The organism is Streptomyces sp. B6B3 (genome assembly GCF_039871525.1).
Lineage (GTDB): Bacteria > Actinomycetota > Actinomycetes > Streptomycetales > Streptomycetaceae > Streptomyces.
This window is the reverse complement of record NZ_JBDPLU010000007.1, coordinates 85,294-102,980: the sequence shown is the minus strand read 5'-3', so window position 1 is coordinate 102,980 and position 17,687 is coordinate 85,294. Positions and strand designations below refer to the sequence as shown.

11 protein-coding genes are annotated in these 17,687 nt (G+C 72.9%); 7 read left to right on the top strand and 4 right to left on the bottom strand.

The features are described from left to right. Window positions 1-96: 96 nt before the first annotated feature. Window positions 97-1,596 (bottom strand): ATP-binding protein, encoded by a 1,500-nt coding sequence (locus ABGB06_RS16815; protein WP_347590019.1) that lies wholly within the window; start codon window positions 1,594-1,596, stop codon window positions 97-99. A gap of 399 nt (window positions 1,597-1,995) precedes the next feature. On the opposite strand from ABGB06_RS16815, the gene glnA reads away from it, so the two are divergent. Further along, on the top strand, window positions 1,996-3,357 hold the full coding sequence (gene glnA, locus ABGB06_RS16810; protein ID WP_347590017.1) for a type I glutamate--ammonia ligase: 1,362 nt from the start codon (window positions 1,996-1,998) through the stop codon (window positions 3,355-3,357). Window positions 3,358-3,889: 532 nt separating this feature from the next. Continuing rightward, window positions 3,890-6,955 carry a bifunctional [glutamine synthetase] adenylyltransferase/[glutamine synthetase]-adenylyl-L-tyrosine phosphorylase gene (locus ABGB06_RS16805; RefSeq protein ID WP_347590015.1) on the top strand — a complete coding sequence of 1,022 codons (3,066 nt, stop codon included), beginning with the start codon at window positions 3,890-3,892 and terminating at the stop codon, window positions 6,953-6,955. Between the two features lie 145 nt (window positions 6,956-7,100). On the opposite strand, the gene ABGB06_RS16800 is transcribed toward ABGB06_RS16805, so the two are convergent. Both ABGB06_RS16800 and ABGB06_RS16795 read right to left on the bottom strand, forming a co-directional pair. Further along, entirely contained in the window at window positions 7,101-8,030 is a 930-nt protein-coding gene (locus ABGB06_RS16800) for a phosphatase PAP2 family protein (RefSeq protein ID WP_347590014.1), read from the bottom strand. 695 nt (window positions 8,031-8,725) lie between these two features. After that, window positions 8,726-9,754, bottom strand: coding sequence for a LacI family DNA-binding transcriptional regulator (locus ABGB06_RS16795; protein WP_347590012.1), 1,029 nt, complete (start codon window positions 9,752-9,754; stop codon window positions 8,726-8,728). Between the two features lie 291 nt (window positions 9,755-10,045). Between ABGB06_RS16795 and ABGB06_RS16790 the strand changes: the two genes are divergently transcribed. The 5 genes from ABGB06_RS16790 to ABGB06_RS16770 all read left to right on the top strand — a co-directional run bounded on the left by ABGB06_RS16790 (window position 10,046) and on the right by ABGB06_RS16770 (window position 16,112). Then, window positions 10,046-11,299 carry an extracellular solute-binding protein gene (locus ABGB06_RS16790; protein WP_347590010.1) on the top strand — a complete coding sequence of 418 codons (1,254 nt, stop codon included), beginning with the start codon at window positions 10,046-10,048 and terminating at the stop codon, window positions 11,297-11,299. 200 nt (window positions 11,300-11,499) lie between these two features. Then, window positions 11,500-12,378, top strand: a complete 879-nt coding sequence (locus ABGB06_RS16785; RefSeq protein WP_347590472.1) for a sugar ABC transporter permease — start codon at window positions 11,500-11,502, stop codon at window positions 12,376-12,378. A gap of 1 nt (window position 12,379) precedes the next feature. Next, window positions 12,380-13,282, top strand: coding sequence for a carbohydrate ABC transporter permease (locus tag ABGB06_RS16780; RefSeq protein WP_347590008.1), 903 nt, complete (start codon window positions 12,380-12,382; stop codon window positions 13,280-13,282). A 53-nt stretch (window positions 13,283-13,335) separates the two neighbouring features. Then, window positions 13,336-15,057: a glycoside hydrolase family 13 protein gene (locus ABGB06_RS16775; RefSeq protein WP_347590006.1), complete on the top strand. Its 1,722-nt coding sequence runs from the start codon at window positions 13,336-13,338 to the stop codon at window positions 15,055-15,057. Beyond that, complete coding sequence (locus ABGB06_RS16770; RefSeq protein ID WP_347590004.1) at window positions 15,042-16,112, top strand: LacI family DNA-binding transcriptional regulator; 1,071 nt, start codon at window positions 15,042-15,044, stop codon at window positions 16,110-16,112. Before ABGB06_RS16775 ends, ABGB06_RS16770 begins: the two co-directional genes overlap by 16 nt. Here the strand turns inward: ABGB06_RS16770 and ABGB06_RS16765 are convergent. Continuing rightward, entirely contained in the window at window positions 16,109-17,662 is a 1,554-nt protein-coding gene (locus ABGB06_RS16765) for an alpha/beta fold hydrolase (protein WP_347590002.1), read from the bottom strand. The two genes, ABGB06_RS16770 and ABGB06_RS16765, sit on opposite strands and share 4 nt — an antisense overlap. Window positions 17,663-17,687: the final 25 nt, after the last annotated feature.

Genomic DNA, 17,687 nt, shown 5'->3' with positions numbered 1-17,687 from the left:
CCATGACGTCGTCTGCGGGTCGTCTGCGAGGACGGGGAGGGGGACGGGGTCGGTCGGGGGCCCGGCGCCGGGGATCCGGCGGGCCGGTGCCGTCGGCTATCTGCGGGACTCGCGCTCGGGCCGGGACTCGGGCCCGGGGCCCCCGTCGTGCGGAAGGCCGGGCTCCCCGAGGTCGCGGACGTCGGTCGACGCCGTGCCCCGGCGCGGCGAGGGCGTCGACCGGGCGGCGAAGAACGCCTCCACCCACCGGCCGGTCTCCCGGCGCGGATCCGACGCCCGCGCGCGCCGCTCCCGCCCGGCGCCGGCCTCCGCCCGCGGCGGCGGCGGGGGCGGCGTCGCCTGCGGGTCGAGCGCCCGCCGCCGGCGGCGCTGCGGCAGTCCGTTGGCGCCCCGCTCGTACTCGTAGAGGTCGTCCTGCGCCGGCTGGGCCAGCGGCGCGCTGGTCGCCAGCTCCGCCGGATGCGGGTTGTAGATCGGCGGGCCCTTCAGCGGCGGCGCGGGCGCCAGCAGCTCCTGCGGCACGAAGACGACCGCGCGCACCCCGTCGCAGGTGGACGGGCGCAGCGAGATCCGCGCCCGGATCTGGGCGGCCAGGATGCCCGCCACCCGCAGCCCCAGCCGCGCGGTCTCGCCGAGGTCCTCGATGTCCATGCCGTCCACGCCCTGCCGCAGCAGGAACTCGGCCCGCCCGCGCTTCTCCTCCGACAGCCCGGTGCCCTTGTCCTCCACGGAGATCTCGATGCCCGTGGCCACCTCCTCGGAGTTCATGATCACCATGGAGGTGGGCGGGGAGTACCGGGTGGCGTTGTCCAGCAGCTCGCCGAGGATGATGATCAGCGGCTCGACCACGTCGCCGCGCACCCCGACCTCGACCACCCGCTGCTGCTCGACCCGCAGGTACTCGTTGATCGGGCCGGCGCCGGCGCGCATCACGTCGTAGAGCGAGACCGCGTCGCGCCAGCGGCGCACCGGGCCGCCGCCGCCCAGCACGGCCAGCCCGGCGGCGAACCGGCCGGCGACGTTGATGCCGTGCTCCACCCGCATCAGGTCGCCGAGCATGCCCGGCGCGCCGTGCCGGAACTGCATCTTGCCGATCTCCTCGCGCATCCGGTTGATCTCGGCCTGGATGCGGTTGGCGATGCTGACGATCGCCTGTTTGCCCGAGTCGCGCTGCAGCTCCATCTCGCGCAGCGTGTCCGTCACCGTGAACAGCACCGCGTTCAGCAGCTCGGCCATCCGCGGGTCGGTGGACGACTCGGGCGACAGCGCCATCGACCGCGTGAGCTCCATGTCCCGGCGGGCCCGCACCATCGCGGCCGGCAGCACCTCGCGGGCCAGGTGCCCGGTGTCCGCCAGATGGTGTTCGACCCGCCGCAGCAGCTCCGCGACGACCCGGCCGCGCCGCGCCGTCTCGCCCGCCATGGCGCCCACCGCCAGGCTCGCCACCCCGCCGCTGACCGCCACCGGGAGCCGCGCGTCCGCCGGGACCAGGAACACCGCGACGGCGGTGCAGGCGACGAGCAGTGCGGAAGGCAGGAACCACACGCCCGCGCGGGCGGGGTGTCGGGCTCGGGATAAGGAGGCGGCGCGCACCATGGGCATCCTCTGGGTCGCTCGTGACGGGTGGCTGCACACAGAGGCGTATGCCCCTGACATGTACGAGAGTCACGGCCGCACGCAGCGAAGATCAACCGGGGGTAGCCGCCACAACTCGCAATGTGACTGGGAGAGTAGGGGGCCCGAGGCGCTCGCCGCAGCCGGTTGCGGAAACCTCCCCCGAACGGGTCGCGACTGCGGTATGGAACCGTGGCGGGGGACTGCGGCGAAGGGCCGGGGGTACCCGCACCCGAACACGGCACCACTCGTACCGTTGTTCCACAATGACTGCGGGAATGACTGCGGGAAGCGATACACAGAGGTACACACAGGTGATGTGGGGCGGCCTCCTCGCGTGCGCAACGCCCCGGAAACCCCGGCCTGCGAGGATGGGTGGCTATGGAGAAGCAACAGGAGTTCGTGCTCCGGACCCTGGAGGAGCGGGACATCCGTTTCGTGCGGCTGTGGTTCACCGACGTGCTGGGCTTCCTGAAGTCCGTCGCCGTCGCACCCGCCGAGCTTGAGCAGGCCTTCGACGAGGGCATCGGCTTCGACGGCTCCGCGATCGAGGGCTTCGCCCGGGTGCACGAGTCGGACATGATCGCCAAGCCGGCGCCGAGCACCTTCCAGATCCTGCCGTGGCGGGCCGAGTCGCCGGGCACCGCTCGGATGTTCTGCGACATCCTGATGCCGGACGGCTCGCCCTCCTACGCCGATCCGAGGTACGTGCTCAAGCGCACCCTCGCGAAGAGCTCCGACCTGGGCTTCACCTTCTACACCCATCCGGAGATCGAGTTCTTCCTGCTGCACGACAAGCCGGTGGACGGCAGCCGGCCCACCCCCGCCGACTCCTCCGGGTACTTCGACCACACCCCGCAGAACGTCGGCATGGACTTCCGGCGGCAGGCCATCACCATGCTGGAGTCCATGGGCATCTCCGTGGAGTTCTCGCACCACGAGGGCGCGCCGGGCCAGCAGGAGATCGACCTCAGGTACGCGGACGCGCTGTCCACCGCGGACAACATCATGACGTTCCGGCTGGTGATGAAGCAGGTGGCGCTGGAGCAGGGCGTGCAGGCCACGTTCATGCCGAAGCCGTTCTCCGAGTATCCGGGCTCCGGGATGCACACCCACCTCTCGCTCTTCGAGGGCGACCGGAACGCCTTCCACGAGACGGGCGCGGAGTACCAGCTCTCCAAGATCGGGCGTTCCTTCATCGCCGGGCTGCTGCGGCACGCCGGCGAGGTCTCCGCGGTCACCAACCAGTGGGTCAACTCCTACAAGCGGATCTGGGGCGGCGCGCAGCGCCCGGCCGGCGCCGGCGGCGAGGCGCCCTCGTACATCTGCTGGGGCCACAACAACCGCTCGGCGCTGATCCGGGTCCCGATGTACAAGCCCGGCAAGACCGGCTCCACCCGCATCGAGGTGCGCTCGCTGGACTCCGGCGCCAACCCCTACCTGGCCTACGCCGTGCTGCTGGGCGCCGGCCTGAAGGGCGTCGAGGAGGGCTACGAGTTGCCGCCGGGCGCGGAGGACGACGTCTGGTCCCTCACCGACCGCGAGCGCCGCGCCCTGGGCATCGAGCCCCTGCCGCAGAACCTCGGCGAGGCCATCGAGCTGATGCAGGGCAGCGAACTCGTGGCCGAGACCCTCGGCGAGCACGTCTTCGACTTCTTCCTGCGCAACAAGAAGCAGGAGTGGGAGGAGTACCGCTCCGAGGTCACCCCCTTCGAGCTGCGGAAGAACCTGCCGGTCCTCTAGCCCTTGCCGGGCGGGGGAACGCAGCCCGGGCGCGGGTTCCGCGGCCGGCCGCACCGGACCTGGCCGGCGCATGGCCCTTCGGGCCGGACGCCCGGACCGCTGGGCAGACGGGCCGTGCGGGACGCACGCCCCAGGGCGGGTGCCGGCCCGCCAGCCCGATCGGGTTCGGGGGGCCGGGGGCAGGGCCCTTCGGTGCGGCGGTGGCCGGGGTTCGGAGGTTCGGAGGGCGGAGCCCTTCGGGATAGGTGCCGGCGCGGCGGCGCGGCTTCGGGAGTCGGGCGGCGGGTCTTGGGTGGTGCCGGCCCGCCAGCCCGATCGGGTTCGGGGGGCCGGGGGCAGGGCCCTTCGGTGCGGCGGTGGCCGGGGTTCGGAGGGCGCAGCCCTTCGGGGGTGCCAGGGCCGCGGCCCTGGCTTGGGGGCCGGGGCGGAGCCGCATGGTGTTGGGGGGCAGCCCCGTGGGGTAAGCGCCACCAGTGGCTACGCTCGGGGGACACACGCGCGGCAAGCGCACACGCACGACGGGAGGAGCTCCGTGGCGGTAGGCGGGCGACGGGAGAGCCGGTTCGGGCGACTGCTGCGCCACGGGTTCACCGACCCCGGCGCGGCCGAGCGCCTGCTGGACGAGGAACCACTGCGCCCCGCCGCCGACGGGGGGCTGATCGACGCGCTGGGCGCGGTCGCCGACCCCGATCTGGCGCTGCGCTCCCTGGCCCGGCTGGTCGAGGCCCAGCCGCCCGCCGAAAGCGCCGTGCTGCTCGACACCGTGGCCGCGGCCAAACCGTTGCGGGACCGCCTGCTCGCGGTGCTCGGCGCCTCCGAGGGCCTCGGCGACCATCTGGCGGCCCATCCCGACCAGTGGCGGGCGCTGGCGGCCTTCGAGGCCGCCAGCGATCTGCACCCGGGCGTCGCCGAGTTCGAGGAGGCGCTGGAGCCCGCCGTCGACGCCGACACGCTCCGGGTGCACTACCGGCGCGCGCTGCTGGCCATCGCCGCCCGCGACATGACCGGCACCACCGGATTCGCCGAGACCGCCGCGGAACTGGCCGACCTGGCCACCGCCACGCTGCGCGCCGCGCTGCGCATCGCGTGCGCCGACGCGCCCGAGGACGCCACGCTGTGCCGGCTCGCCGTGATCGGCATGGGCAAGTGCGGCGGCCGGGAGCTGAACTACGTCTCCGACGTGGACGTCATCTTCGTCGCCGAGCCCGCCGACGGGATCACCGAGGACCGTGGCATCCAGGCCGCGACCCGGCTGGCCGCGGCGCTGATGCGGATCTGTTCGGACACCACCGCCGAGGGCACCATCTGGCCGGTCGACGCGAACCTCCGCCCCGAGGGCCGCAGCGGCCCGCTGGTCCGCACCCTCAGCAGCCACCTCGCGTACTACCAGCGGTGGGCGAAGACCTGGGAGTTCCAGGCGCTGCTCAAGGCCCGGTCGGTCGCCGGCGACCCCGGGCTCGGCGCGGAGTACTGCGAGGCCGTCGCGCCCCTCGTGTGGCGCGCCGCCGAGCGCGACAACTTCGTGCCCGACGTGCAGGGCATGCGCCGGCGCATCGAGCGGTCCATCCCCGCCGCCCAGCTGGAGCGCGAGCTCAAGCTCGGGCCCGGCGGGCTCCGCGACGTGGAGTTCGCCGTCCAGCTGCTGCAGCTGGTGCACGGCCGCACCGACGCCGAACTGCGGACCGGCACCACCCTCGACGCCCTGGCCGCGCTGGCCGCCCAGGGCTACGTCGGCCGGCAGGACGCCGCCTCGCTCGACGCCTCCTACCATTTCCTGCGCACCGTGGAGCACCGCATCCAGCTGTACCGGCTGCGCCGCACCCACCTGATGCCGACCGACGCCGCCGAGCTGCGGCGTCTGGGCCGGTCGCTCGGCTTCACCGCCGAGCCGGTCACCGAGCTCACCGAGGCGTGGAAGCGGCACACCGCCGCCGTCCGCCGGCTGCACGAGAAGCTCTTCTACCGGCCGCTGCTCGACGCCGTCGCCCGGCTGGAGGCCGGCCAGGCCCGGCTCCGCCCCGAGGCCGCGAGGGAGCGCCTGGTGGCGCTGGGCTACGCCGACCCCGCCGCCGCGCTGCGTCACCTGAAGGCGCTCGCCTCCGGCGTCTCCCGGAAGGCCGCGATCCAGCGCACCCTGCTCCCGGTGCTGCTCGACCGGTTCGCCGACTCCGCCGACCCGGACGCCGGGCTGCTCGGCTTCCGCAAGGTGTCCGACGCCCTCGGCACCACCCCCTGGTACCTGCGGCTGCTGCGCGACGAGGGCGCCGCCGCGGAGAACCTGGCCCGGGTGCTCTCGGCCGGGCGGCTCGCCCCCGACCTGCTGCTGCGCGCCCCCGAGGCGGTCGCGCTGCTCGGCGATCCGGAGGGCCTGACGCCGCGCGGCAGGGCCGCGCTCCACCAGGAGGTGCAGGCAGCCGTCGGCCGCGCCGACACGCCCGAACAGGCGGTCACCGCGGCCCGGGGCGTGCGCCGGCGCGAGCTGTTCCGCACCGCGGCGGCCGACATCGTCGGCGCCTACACCCCGGAGGGCACGGGGGAGGTGGGCCCGACGGACCCGCTGGACCCGGCCCTGGCCGTCGAGCCCGTGGACCCGAGCGACGCCCTGGACCGGGTGGGCAGGGCGCTGACGGACATCAACGCCGCCACCCTGGCCGGCGCGCTGCGCGCCGCCACCGAGGCCCGTGCCGCCGCCACCGGCGAGCAACTGCCCACCCGCCTCGCCGTCGTGGCGCTCGGCCGCTTCGGCGGCCAGGAGCTGGGGTACGGCTCGGACGCGGACGTGCTCTTCGTACACCAGCCGGAGGACGGTGCGGACGAGCGGGCCGCGGGCGAGGCGGCCTTCGCGGTGGCCAACGAGACCATCCGGCTGCTCCAGCTGCCCAGCGTGGACCCGCCGCTGCTCATCGACCCCGACCTGCGGCCGGAGGGCAGGAGCGGCCCGCTGGTCCGCACGCTCCCCGGCTACGCCGCGTACTACCGCCGCTGGTCGCTGGTCTGGGAGAGCCAGGCGTTGCTGCGGGCGGCGCCCGTCGCCGGCGACGCGGCGCTGGGCGAGCGGTACGTCGAGCTGATCGACCCGCTGCGCTACCCGGAGGAGGGGCTCGACGAGCGGGCCGTGCGGGAGATCAGGCGGCTCAAGGCCCGGATGGAGGCGGAACGGCTGCCGCGCGGCGCCGACCCCACCACGCACACCAAGCTCGGGCGGGGCGGCCTGTCGGACGTCGAGTGGACCGTGCAGCTGCTGCAACTGCGGCACGCCGGGCGCGAGCCGGGGCTGCGCACCACCCGCACCCGGCAGGCGCTGGCCGCGGCGGTCACGGCCGGGCTGCTCGCGGCGGCGGACGCCGAGGTGCTCGACGAGGCGTGGGTGCTGGCGTCGCGGGTGCGCAACGCGGTGATGCTGGTGCGCGGCCGCCCGCTGGACACGTTCCCCACCGACCCGCGGGAGCTCGCCGCCGTCGCCCGCTACCTCGGGTACGAGCCGGGCGCGGCGCGGCAGCAGGACACGGGCAGCAGCGGCGAGATGCTCGACGACTACCGGCGCACCACCCGGCGCGCCCGCGGGGTCGTAGAGCGCCTCTTCTACGACGGCGACTGAGCTGCGAACGCCCGGCGCGTGGCGCCTTGCCGGCGCAACGGACATCGGTGTCCGCGCCCGAGCCGCAGACGCCCGGCGCGCGTGGTGGCCGCCGGGCTTGGGAGCGCCGGAGGGCGCCCGAGGTCGGAGATCCCGGCGGGAGCTTCTAGGAGAGGCGCGGGGCCATCGAGCCGCGGGAGCTGGCGCCCCCGGAGCCGCGCGCCGGCGCGGTGTCCGTCGGCACCTCCCGCGGCAGCCGGTAGCACCACCGTCCGAACCACAGGTAGGCCACCAGGTACCCGAAGGCGAGGCACACCATGCCGCCCACCGCGTCCAGCCAGAAATGGTTCGCGGTTGCGACGATCACGAGCAGCGTGACGGCCGGGTAGAGCACGCCCAGGGCCTTCAGCCACAGCGGACGGGCCAGCACGGCGATGGTGATGCCGCACCACACCGACCAGCCGATGTGCATCGACGGCATGGCCGCGTACTGGTTGGAGACCTGGGCCATCGTGGAGCCCTCGGCGGACAGCGACCCCCAGGTCTGGTGCACGGTCGCGGTGTCCACGAAGTCCATGCCCTCCATCAGCCGAGGCGGCGCGAGGGGGTAGAAGTAGTAGCCGACGAGCGCGACCCCGGTGGTGCAGAACAGCACGAGGCGGGTCGCCCCGTACCGCCCGGGATGCTTGCGGAACAGCCAGACCAGAACGACGATCGTGACGACGAAGTGCAGTGTCGCGTAGTAGTAGTTCATCGACACGATCAGCCAGGTCACGCCCTCGAGGGCGTGGTTGACCGAGCGCTCGAACGCCAGCCCGAGCGAGCCCTGGAGGTCCCAGACCCGGTGGGCGTTGCGCTGCGCCTGGTCCACGCGTTCGGGCGCGGCGTTCCGGATGAGCGAGTAGACGCCGTAGCTGATCGCGATCAGCAGCAACTCGAACCAGATCCGCGGTCGGCGCGGGCTCCATCGTCCGTGCAGCCGTGACCGCAGCGAGGTCGCCGACGACGCGGGCGTCGTCTCGACTTCAGGTCGGTTCACGGCGCCCGTCGCTTCGGCTCGCTGATCATCCTTCGGCCTGACGCTGGTAGCCCCCATGCGCCCATAGTCTGCCAGAGCGCTGACACCAACCCGATCATCCTTCGGTCGGTTATTCACCCCGGCACACTCATCCGCCGGTCGGATACCCCCCGTCCGGGTCGAGCCGGCCCCATTCAGGGTTCCGAATCCGGGTCAACCTGGCCAAAAACGACCCGGACCCCGGCTCTGTGCGGATTTCGTCACGGTTGCTCGCACCACCCGTGCACCCCGTGAGACCCGTGCGACCCCCCGGGCCCCCGCGTGCGCCGGTGGTCAGTGGCGGGTGGTGTACGGGGCGGTGGCGGTCGACCCGCGGACCACCGGCTTCGGCATGCTCGTGTTGTTCGGGGGGCGACCCCCCGGGCCCCCGCGTGCGCCGGTGGTCAGTGGCGGGTGGTGTACGGGGCGGTGGCCGTCGACCCGCGGACCACCAGCTCCGGCATGCTCGTGTTGTTCGGGGGGCGACCCCCCGGGCCCCCGCGTGCGCCGGTGGTCAGTGGCGGGTGGTGTACGGGGCGGTGGCCGTCGACCCGCGGACCACCGGCTTCGGCATGCTCGTGTTGTTCGGGGGGCGACCCCCCGGGCCCCCGCGTGCGCCGGTGGTCAGTGGCGGGTGGTGTACGGGGCGGTGGCCGTCGACCCGCGGACCACCAGCTCCGGCATGCTCGTGTTGTTCGGGGGGCGACCCCCCGGGCCCCCGCGTGCGCCGGTGGTCAGTGGCGGGTGGTGTACGGGGCGGTGGCCGTCGACCCGCGGACCACCAGCTCCGGCATGAAGACGAACTCGCTGGGTGGGGCCGGGGTGCCGCCGATCTCCTCCAGGAGGGCGCGGACGGCGGCCTGGCCCATCGCCGGGACGGGCTGGCGGATCGTGGTCAGCGGCGGGTCCGTGAACGCGATCAGCGGCGAGTCGTCGAAGCCGATCACCGAGCAGCCCTCGGGCACCGAGAGCCCGCGCTGCCGCGCCGTGCGGATCGCGCCGAGCGCCATCATGTCGCTGGCGCAGATGATCGCCGTGCAGTCCTGGGCCAGCAGCGCCGCGGTGGCGGCCTGCCCACCCTCCAGGGTGTAGAGCGAGTGTTCGATCAGTCGCTCGGTGTCCCGCTGCGCGAGCCCCAGCTCCTCGCCCATCGCGCCCACGAAGCCCTCGATCTTGCGCTGCACCGGCACGAACCGCGCCGGGCCGAGCGCCAGCCCGATGCGGCGGTGGCCGAGCGACGCCAGGTGGGTCACCGCCAGCCGCATGGCGGCCCGGTCGTCGGGCGACACGAAGGGTGCCCGCACCTTCGGCGAGTAGCCGTTGATCAGCACGAACGGCACGCCGTGCCCGCGCAGCCGCTCGTACCGCTCCATGTCCGCGCTGGTGTCCGCGTGCAGTCCGGAGATGAAGATGATCCCCGACACCCCGCGCTCCACCAGCATCCCGGTCAGCTCGTCCTCCGTGGACCCGCCGGGCGTCTGGGTCGCCAGCACCGGCGTGTACCCCTGCCGGGTGAGCGCCTGGCAGATGACCTGCGCGAACGCGGGGAAGATCGGGTTCTCCAGCTCCGGAGTGATCAGGCCGACCAGGCCCGCGCTCCGCTTCTGCAGACGGGCCGGCCGCTCGTAACCAAGCATGTCGAGCGCCGCCAGTACGGATTCGCGGGTGCCGGTGGCGACGCCGGGTTTGCCGTTCAGCACGCGGCTGACGGTCGCCTCGCTGACCCCCGCCTGAGCTGCGATGTCAGCAAGCCGTGCGGTCACAGTTCCGGACTGTACCGGCAGGGCCCCCGGCTGCCCACAGCTGAGGGGCGAGTGTACCGGAATGTATGAATTTCGGTGCTTGTCTTCCGTTGCGAGGTTGTTCCGTGCTGGTGCGCGACGCCGGGAACCCCTTGCCCCGCCTGGGGATAACGGCCTTGCAGAAATTTGCCGCAAGCTCTTTCCAAACGATGAGCCCGCTGTTACGTTCCTGCTCAGTCCGGCGCCGTGGGGGCGTGGCGCCTAGGCTGGATGGAAGCCCCCAAATCGGGTGTAACGCTTGAAGGAGTTCACATGCGGCGCAGCATAGGGACGACAGCGGTGGTAGCCGCCCTGACTCTTGCGGCAACAGCTTGCGGCGGTGGCGGGGACGACGGCGGGGGCGAGGGGTCGGACGGCGAGCTGTCCGGGACCGTCACTTTCTGGGACACCTCGGGGGAGACCGAGAAGGACGTGTTCCAGGCCGTCGCGGAGGACTTCGAGAAGGAACACCCGAACGTGACCGTCGAGTACGTCAACGTGGGGTTCAGCGACGCCCAGAACCGGTTCAAGAACGCCGCGGGCGCCAACGAGGCGCCCGACATCATGCGCACCGAGGTCGCCTGGGTGGCCGACTTCGCCAGTCTCGGCTACCTGTACCCGCTGGACGGCACCGCCGCCGTGCGGGACCAGGGGGACTACCTGGAGTCGGCCTGGGCGAGCACCCAGTACAACGGCGAGACCTACGCCGTGCCGCAGGTCACCGACACGCTCGCGCTCTTCTACAACAAGGCGCTCCTCGACGAGGCCGGGGTCGAGGTGCCGGAGACGCTCCAGGACGTGAAGGACTCGCAGGGGGCCTTCGAGGACATCGACGTCACGCCCATGTACGCGCAGGGCGACGATCCGTACTACTTCCTGCCCTTCCTCTACGGCGAGGGCGGCGACCTGCTGGACGTGGAGGCCGAGGAGGTCACCGTCGACGACGAGGCGGGCGTCGCCGCGTTCGAGGCGTTCCAGGACCTGATCGACTCGGGCGCCGCCATCACCGACACCTCCGAGGGCAACGAGAACAAGATGCGGTCCTTCGCGGAGGGCGAGGTGGCCATGATCGTCGGCGGCCCCTGGTCCCTCGGGGAGGCCAGCGAGGCGCTCGGCGACGACCTCGGCGTCGCCCCGGTGCCCGGCGGCAGCCAGGCCCAGGCGGCCCCGCTCGGCGGCTGGAACTACGGCGTCTACGCCGGCACCCCCAACGCCGACACCAGCTTCGAGTTCGTCCGCTACATGAGCTCCCCCGAGGTCCAGCAGCGCATCACCGAGGAGCTGAGCCTGCTGCCGACCCGCACCTCCGTCTACGAGCAGTCCAGCGTGCAGAACAACGAGATGGTGCAGTTCTTCCGCCCCGCCGTGGACGTGGCGCACGAGCGCCCCTGGATCCCGGAGGGCCAGTCCCTCTTCGAGCCGCTTCGGGTCTCCATGGAGGCCATGCTGACCGGCTCGGCCTCGCCCGAGGACGCGGCGGGGGACACCGGCGACGCGTACCGCGACCTGCTCGAAGACTGGCAGTGACCGGGGCACGCCTGAGACGGAGGGCCGACACCATGGATGATGCCGACGCCGTGCACCCCGCGAAGTCCGCCGGGGCGGTCAGCGTCGCGACGGACCGCCGGCCGGTGACCGGCGCCGCGGACGCCGTGCGGGGCCGCAGCCCGCGCCGTTCACCCGGACGGACGCGTCGCACCCTGACCAACTTCTGGTACGCCTGGGCCATGATCGCCCCGGTGGTCGCCGTGGTGGTCGCCATCATCGGCTGGCCGCTGGTCCGGGGCATCTACCTCTCGCTCACCGACGCGGACGAGACCAACGTCGAGCGCACCATCGGCGTGAACACCATCGAGGCCAGCTACGACTGGGTCGGCCTGGAGAACTACCGCGAGATCCTGGCCGACAGCGTCTTCTGGGACCGGCTCGGCTGGACCGTGCTGTGGACGGTCAGCTGCGTCGGCATCACCTTCCTGCTCGGCCTCGGCCTGTCCATCATGCTCAACCGCCGGTTCCGCGGCCGCACCCTCTACCGGATGGCGCTGATCCTGCCCTGGGCGATCCCGGCGTTCGTCTCCGTCTTCGCCTGGCGCATGCTCTACAACGAGCGCAACGGCATCCTCAACACCGTGCTCGACGACCGCGGCCTGGCCGGCATCGCGTGGCTCTCCGACCCGGTCTGGGCCAAGGTCGCCGTCGTCGCGGTGAACGTCTGGCTCGGCGTGCCGTTCATGCTGATCGCGATGCTCGGCGCGCTCCAGTCCATCCCGCTCGACCTCTACGAGGCCGCGGAGATGGACGGCGCCAACGCCTGGCAGCGGTTCTGGAACATCACGCTGCCCGGCGTCCGCTCGGTGAGCATGACCGTGGTGCTGATCAGCACGATCTGGACCTTCAACATGTTCCCGGTGATCTTCCTGCTCACCCGAGGCGGGCCGGCGGGGGAGACCGACATCCTGGTGACCGAGGCGTTCAACCTCGCCTTCATCAGGGCTCCGCGGGACTTCGCGGAGTCCGCCACCTGGGGCGTGCTCATCCTGCTGCTCCTGGTGCTCTTCGCGGCCGCCTACCGCAGGGCGCTCCGCCGGCAGGGAGAGGTGTGGTGACATGACCTCCGAAACGACGGCCTCCGGCCGGAACCGGAACGCCGGGGCGCCGACCCGTTCGCCGCGCCGGCAGCGCCGCCGCGGCGAGCGCGGCCCGCTGGCCTCGATCGGGCTGCACGCCACGCTGCTGGTCGCCGCGCTGATCGCGGTGTTCCCGCCGTTCTGGCTGCTCGTCACGTCGTTCAAGCCGAAGGCCGACACCTTCACGCTCTCGCTCGTCTCGGACTTCAGCTTCGACAACTACGACTACGTGCTCAACGAGACGGAGTTCCTGCGCTGGTTCGGCAACTCGGTGCTGATCGTGGTGACCACCACGATCATCGGCGTGCTGATCTCCGCCACCACCGGCTACGCGCTCAGCCGCTTCCGCTTCCCCGGCATGCGCGCGCTGATGTGGACCCTGCTGATCACCCAGATGTTCCCGATGGCCGTGCTGATCGTGCCGCTGTACAACCTGATGTCGCGGTACGGGCTGCTCAACCAGCCGATCTCGCTGATCGTCACCTACCTGACCATCGCCGTGCCGTTCTGCGCCTGGATGATGAAGGGCTTCTTCGACACCATTCCGGTCTCCATAGACGAGTCGGGACGGGTGGACGGCCTCTCGCCGTTCGGCACCTTCTGGCGGCTGGTGATGCCGCTGGCCCGCCCGGGTCTCGCGGTGACCGGCTTCTTCACCTTCGTGACCGCCTGGGCCGAGGTGGCGTTCGCGACCGCCTTCCTGACCGGTGACGAGAACCTCACGCTGGCCGGCGGCCTCCAGACGTTCGTCAACCAGCACACCCAGGACTGGCACCTGATGACCGCCGCCGCGGTGCTCATCGCCGTGCCGGCGCTGCTCGTCTTCGGCTACGCGCAGCGTCACCTGCAGTCCGGGCTCACGGCCGGCTCCACCAAGGCGTGACGGGCCAGGCCCCCGCGCGTTCCCTCCCGTAGCGACCACACCACAGGGACGACATGACCCAGCATCTCGCCGACCGCACCCAGCCGCCGTCGGGCGACCCCGTAGGGGTCCCGCGCCCGGCACCCGCCGTGGCCGACTCCGCCCCGGGACACCAGCCGCAGTGGTGGCGCGACGCCGTCATCTACCAGGTCTATCCCCGCTCCTTCGCGGACGGCAACGGGGACGGCATGGGCGACCTGGCCGGCATCCGGCGCCGCCTCCCCTACCTCGCGAACCTGGGCGTCGACGCCGTCTGGCTGAGCCCCTTCTACGCCTCGCCGCAGGCCGACGCCGGCTACGACGTCGCCGACTACCGGGCGATCGACCCGATGTTCGGCGACCTGCACGACGCCGACGCGCTGATCCGCGACGCGCACGAGCTCGGCCTGCGGATCATCGTGGACCTGGTGCCCAACCACTCCTCCGACCGCCACGAGTGGTTCCAGCGCGCGCTGCGCGAGGGACCGGAATCGCCCGCCCGCGACCGCTACCACTTCCGCCCGGGACGGGGCGAGGGCGGCGAGGAGCCGCCCAACGACTGGGAGTCCATCTTCGGCGGTCCCGCCTGGACCCGCACCAGGAACCCCGACGGCACGCCGGGGGAGTGGTACCTGCACCTCTTCGCGCCCGAACAGCCCGACCTCAACTGGGACAACCAGGCGGTGCACGACGAGTTCCGCTCGCTGCTGCGCTTCTGGCTCGACATGGGCGTGGACGGATTCCGCATCGACGTCGCGCACGGCCTGGTCAAGGCCGCGGGCCTGCCCGACATGGGCCGCAGCGGTCAACTGAAGCTGCTCGGCACGCAGGTGCTGCCGTTCTTCGACCAGGACGGGGTGCACGAGATCTACCGCTCCTGGCGCCGGATCCTGGAGGAGTACCCGGGCGAGCGGATCGGCGTCGCCGAGGCGTGGACGCCCAACGAGAACCGCACCGCGCTGTACGTGCGCCCCGACGAACTGCACCAGGCGTTCAACTTCCACTACCTCAACGCCTCCTGGGACGCCGCCGAGCTGCGCCGGGTGATCGACACCTCGCTGGAGTCGATGCGCCCGGTCGGCGCGCCCACCACCTGGGTGCTGTCCAACCACGACGTGGTGCGCCATCTCACCCGCCTCGGCGGCAGCCTGCGGCGCGCCCGCGCCGCCACCCTGCTGATGCTGGCGCTGCCCGGCTCCGCGTACATCTACCAGGGCGAGGAGCTCGGCCTGCCCGAGGTCACCGAACTGCCCGACGAGGTGCGGCAGGACCCGGCGTTCTTCCGGCGCGGCGCCGGCAGCCCCGGCGGCGTGGACTCGTCCGACGGGCAGGAGGGGCTGCGGGACGGCTGCCGGGTGCCCATCCCGTGGACCCCGGGCGGCAGTTCGTACGGCTTCGGGGAGAACGACAGCTGGCTGCCGCAGCCCGCCGGCTGGGGTGAGATGTCCGTGGCCCGGCAGACCGGCGACCCCACCTCCACGCTGGAGCTGTACCGCAGCGCGCTGGTGCTGCGCCGCGACCTCGACGCGCTGGGCGCGGGCGACGGCGTCGAATGGCTGCCCGCGCCCGAGGGCGTGCTCGCGTTCCGCCGCCGCGGCGCGGACGGCGGCGCGCTGGTCTGCGTCAGCAACACCCGGGCCGAGCCGGTCACCGTGCCGGACGAACTGACCGGCCGCGGGGAGGTGCTGCTGGCCAGCGACGGCCACCCGGGCGGTGGCACGATCGCGGGCGACACCACCGTATGGTGGGCGGCGTGACAGAAGGGACCGCGGTGCCCGGCCCACCGGGCGCCGCAACGCCCGCCCCGGCCCGGCTGGCCGACATCGCGCAGCAGGCCGAGGTCAGCGAGGCCACCGTCAGCCGGGTGCTGAACGGCAAGGCCGGCGTGGCCGCCGCCACCCGGCAGCGGGTGCTCGCGGCGCTCGACGTGCTCGGCTACGAGCGGCCGGTCCGGCTGCGGCAGCGCAGCGCCGGCCTGATCGGGCTGGTCATACCGGAGCTGACCAACCCGATATTCCCCGCGTTCGCCCAGGTCATCGAGCAGGTGCTGGCCGGGCGCGGCTACACGCCGGTGCTCTGCACCCAGTCGCCGGGCGGCGCCACCGAGGACGAGCTGGTCGACCAGCTCGTCGAACGCGGCGTCACCGGCATCGTGTTCATGTCCGGGCTGCACGCGGACACCAGCACCGACCCGGGCCGCTACGACCGGCTGAGCGGGCGTGGCGTGCCGTTCGTGCTGATCAACGGCTTCAACCCGCGGATCAGGGCCCCGTTCGTCTCCCCCGACGACGCGGCGGCCACCCGCATCGCCGTGCGCCACCTGCGGGCTCTCGGCCACCGGCGGATCGGCCTCGCCGTCGGCCCCACCCGTTTCGTGCCGGTGCAGCGCAAGGTGGCCGGCTTCCTGGCGGAGACCGGGGAGGCGGACGTCGAGGGCACGGTGCAGCACACCCTCTTCAGCGTCGAGGGCGGCCAGGCCGCCACCAGTTCGCTGCTCGACGCCGGCTGCACGGCGGTGGTCTGCGGCAGCGACATGATGGCGCTCGGCGCGATCCGCGCGGCCCGCCAGCGCGGGCTGCGGGTGCCGGAGGACGTCTCGGTCGTCGGCTACGACGACTCCGACCTCTTCGCCTTCACCGATCCGCCGCTCACCACCCTGCGCCAGCCGGTCCGCGCGATGGCCAGCGCCGCGGTCAGCTCGCTGCTGGAGGAGATCAGCGGGAACCTGGTCCAGCACACCGAGTTCGTCTTCCAGCCCGAGCTCGTCGTCCGCGGCTCCACGGCGGCGGCACCCCGCGACACGCCCTCCTAGGCGGGGCAGGTCGCGTCCCGTTCGGGGAGCTGTCCGGTGCGCAGGTAGGCGTTGACCAGCCCGTCCGCGCAGGCGCTGCCGTACTCGCCGTAGACGCCGTGCTGATGGGCGCCGTCGAGGGTGACCAGACGCGCGGAGGGCCAGAGATCCTCGCGCATGTCGAGCGTGCGCTCGTAGACCGTGCGGGGGTCGCCGGTGGCGGCGACCAGCAGCGCCTCCTGGTCGCCCTCGACGACCGTGGGCGGCTCCACCGGCCGGTCCCAGAACGAGCACGGGGTGATGTTGTTCATCAGGGGTCCGGCCAGCGGGTGTTCGGCCCGGCTGCGCTGGACGTCCGTCCAGTACTCGGCGGGTTGGCGCGAGGCCGACACGTCCCCGCACAGGATCGCCGTCTGCATGCTGGCCTGGGCGGAGGCGGCCCCGGTGAGGAGGAAGTCGAGGGTCTCGGCCAACGGCGGCGTGGGCTCGACCGGCTCCCCGTTCGCCGCCCTCGCCAGCGTCCCCACCACGCCCGCCAGATCGGCGTAGCGGTCGGGGTGGTCGGCGCCCAGGTTGCTGAAGAGGACGATGGGCAGGACGCTCTCGTCGACCTCGTATCCAGCCACCCGCAGCGGCCGGTCGGCGGCCACGTCGAAGACGCGCTCGACCGTCGCCCACACCGCCTCCGGGGTGGCGCCCAGGCCGTGGGCGTCGTGGTGTTCGGCCGCCCAGGCGGCCCAGTCGCGCAGCGCCGCCTCGTTGGCCGCCTCGGCGCCCCGCAGCATCCGGGGCTGGTAGACGCGCGGGTCAATCACCCCGTCGAGCACCATGCGGTCGGTGCGGCCGGGGAACAACTCGGCGTACACCTCGCCGAGGTAGCTGCCGTAGGAGTAGCCGAGGTAGGAGATTGCCTCCTCGTCCAGCGCGCCCCTGATCACGTCCATGTCCCTGGCGGTGTTCCGGGTCGTGGCGTGGGGCAGCACGTCGCCCTCGGCGCGGCGGCACCGCTCGGCCAGATCGCGCTGGAACGCCACGGCGTCGCGGAACTCCGCCCGGGTGTCGCCCGGCGCCCGGGTGAAGGTGCCGGTGGACCAGCCGCAGTCCAACGGTGTGCTCCGGCCGACGAACCGTGGGTCCATGCCGATGATGTCGTAGCGGGCGGACAGTTCGCCCATCGCCTCGCGGATGTCCGGGGGCATGTCGATCCCGGTGCCGCCGGGGCCGCCGCCGTTGAGCAGCAGCGGTCCGATCCGGTGCTCGGCGTCGGTGGCGGGGATGCGCGAGATCGCCACGGTGAGGGTGCGTCCCCCGGGGTCCGCGTAGTCCAGCGGCACGGTGACGTCGGCACATTCGACACCGGCCGCGTCCAACTCCCGCCCCAGCTCGTCGTCCGGGCCCAACGCGCCGCCGCCCCAGTCGACGTCCTGCTGGTGGTAGCGCTCCAGCCCGGACTGCCCCTGCCCCGCGGCGCCCGCCGGCACCGCGACCGTGCCCACGACCGCGGCCAGCGCCACGACCATCGTCCTCGTCCTCGTCGCCGCCCGCCGGGCGGTCGACCTGTGTATGACCATGCCGGATCACGCTAGGCCGGGACGA

Coding starts and splice junctions, on each gene's coding strand:
- ABGB06_RS16815 (WP_347590019.1), bottom strand. CDS start 1,596: ATGGTGCGCGCCGCCTCCTTATCCCGAGCCCGACACCCCGCCCGCGCG.
- glnA (WP_347590017.1), top strand. CDS start 1,996: ATGGAGAAGCAACAGGAGTTCGTGCTCCGGACCCTGGAGGAGCGGGAC.
- ABGB06_RS16800 (WP_347590014.1), bottom strand. CDS start 8,030: ATGGGGGCTACCAGCGTCAGGCCGAAGGATGATCAGCGAGCCGAAGCG.
- ABGB06_RS16790 (WP_347590010.1), top strand. CDS start 10,046: ATGCGGCGCAGCATAGGGACGACAGCGGTGGTAGCCGCCCTGACTCTT.
- ABGB06_RS16785 (WP_347590472.1), top strand. CDS start 11,500: ATGATCGCCCCGGTGGTCGCCGTGGTGGTCGCCATCATCGGCTGGCCG.
- ABGB06_RS16780 (WP_347590008.1), top strand. CDS start 12,380: ATGACCTCCGAAACGACGGCCTCCGGCCGGAACCGGAACGCCGGGGCG.
- ABGB06_RS16775 (WP_347590006.1), top strand. CDS start 13,336: ATGACCCAGCATCTCGCCGACCGCACCCAGCCGCCGTCGGGCGACCCC.
- ABGB06_RS16770 (WP_347590004.1), top strand. CDS start 15,042: ATGGTGGGCGGCGTGACAGAAGGGACCGCGGTGCCCGGCCCACCGGGC.
- ABGB06_RS16765 (WP_347590002.1), bottom strand. CDS start 17,662: ATGGTCATACACAGGTCGACCGCCCGGCGGGCGGCGACGAGGACGAGG.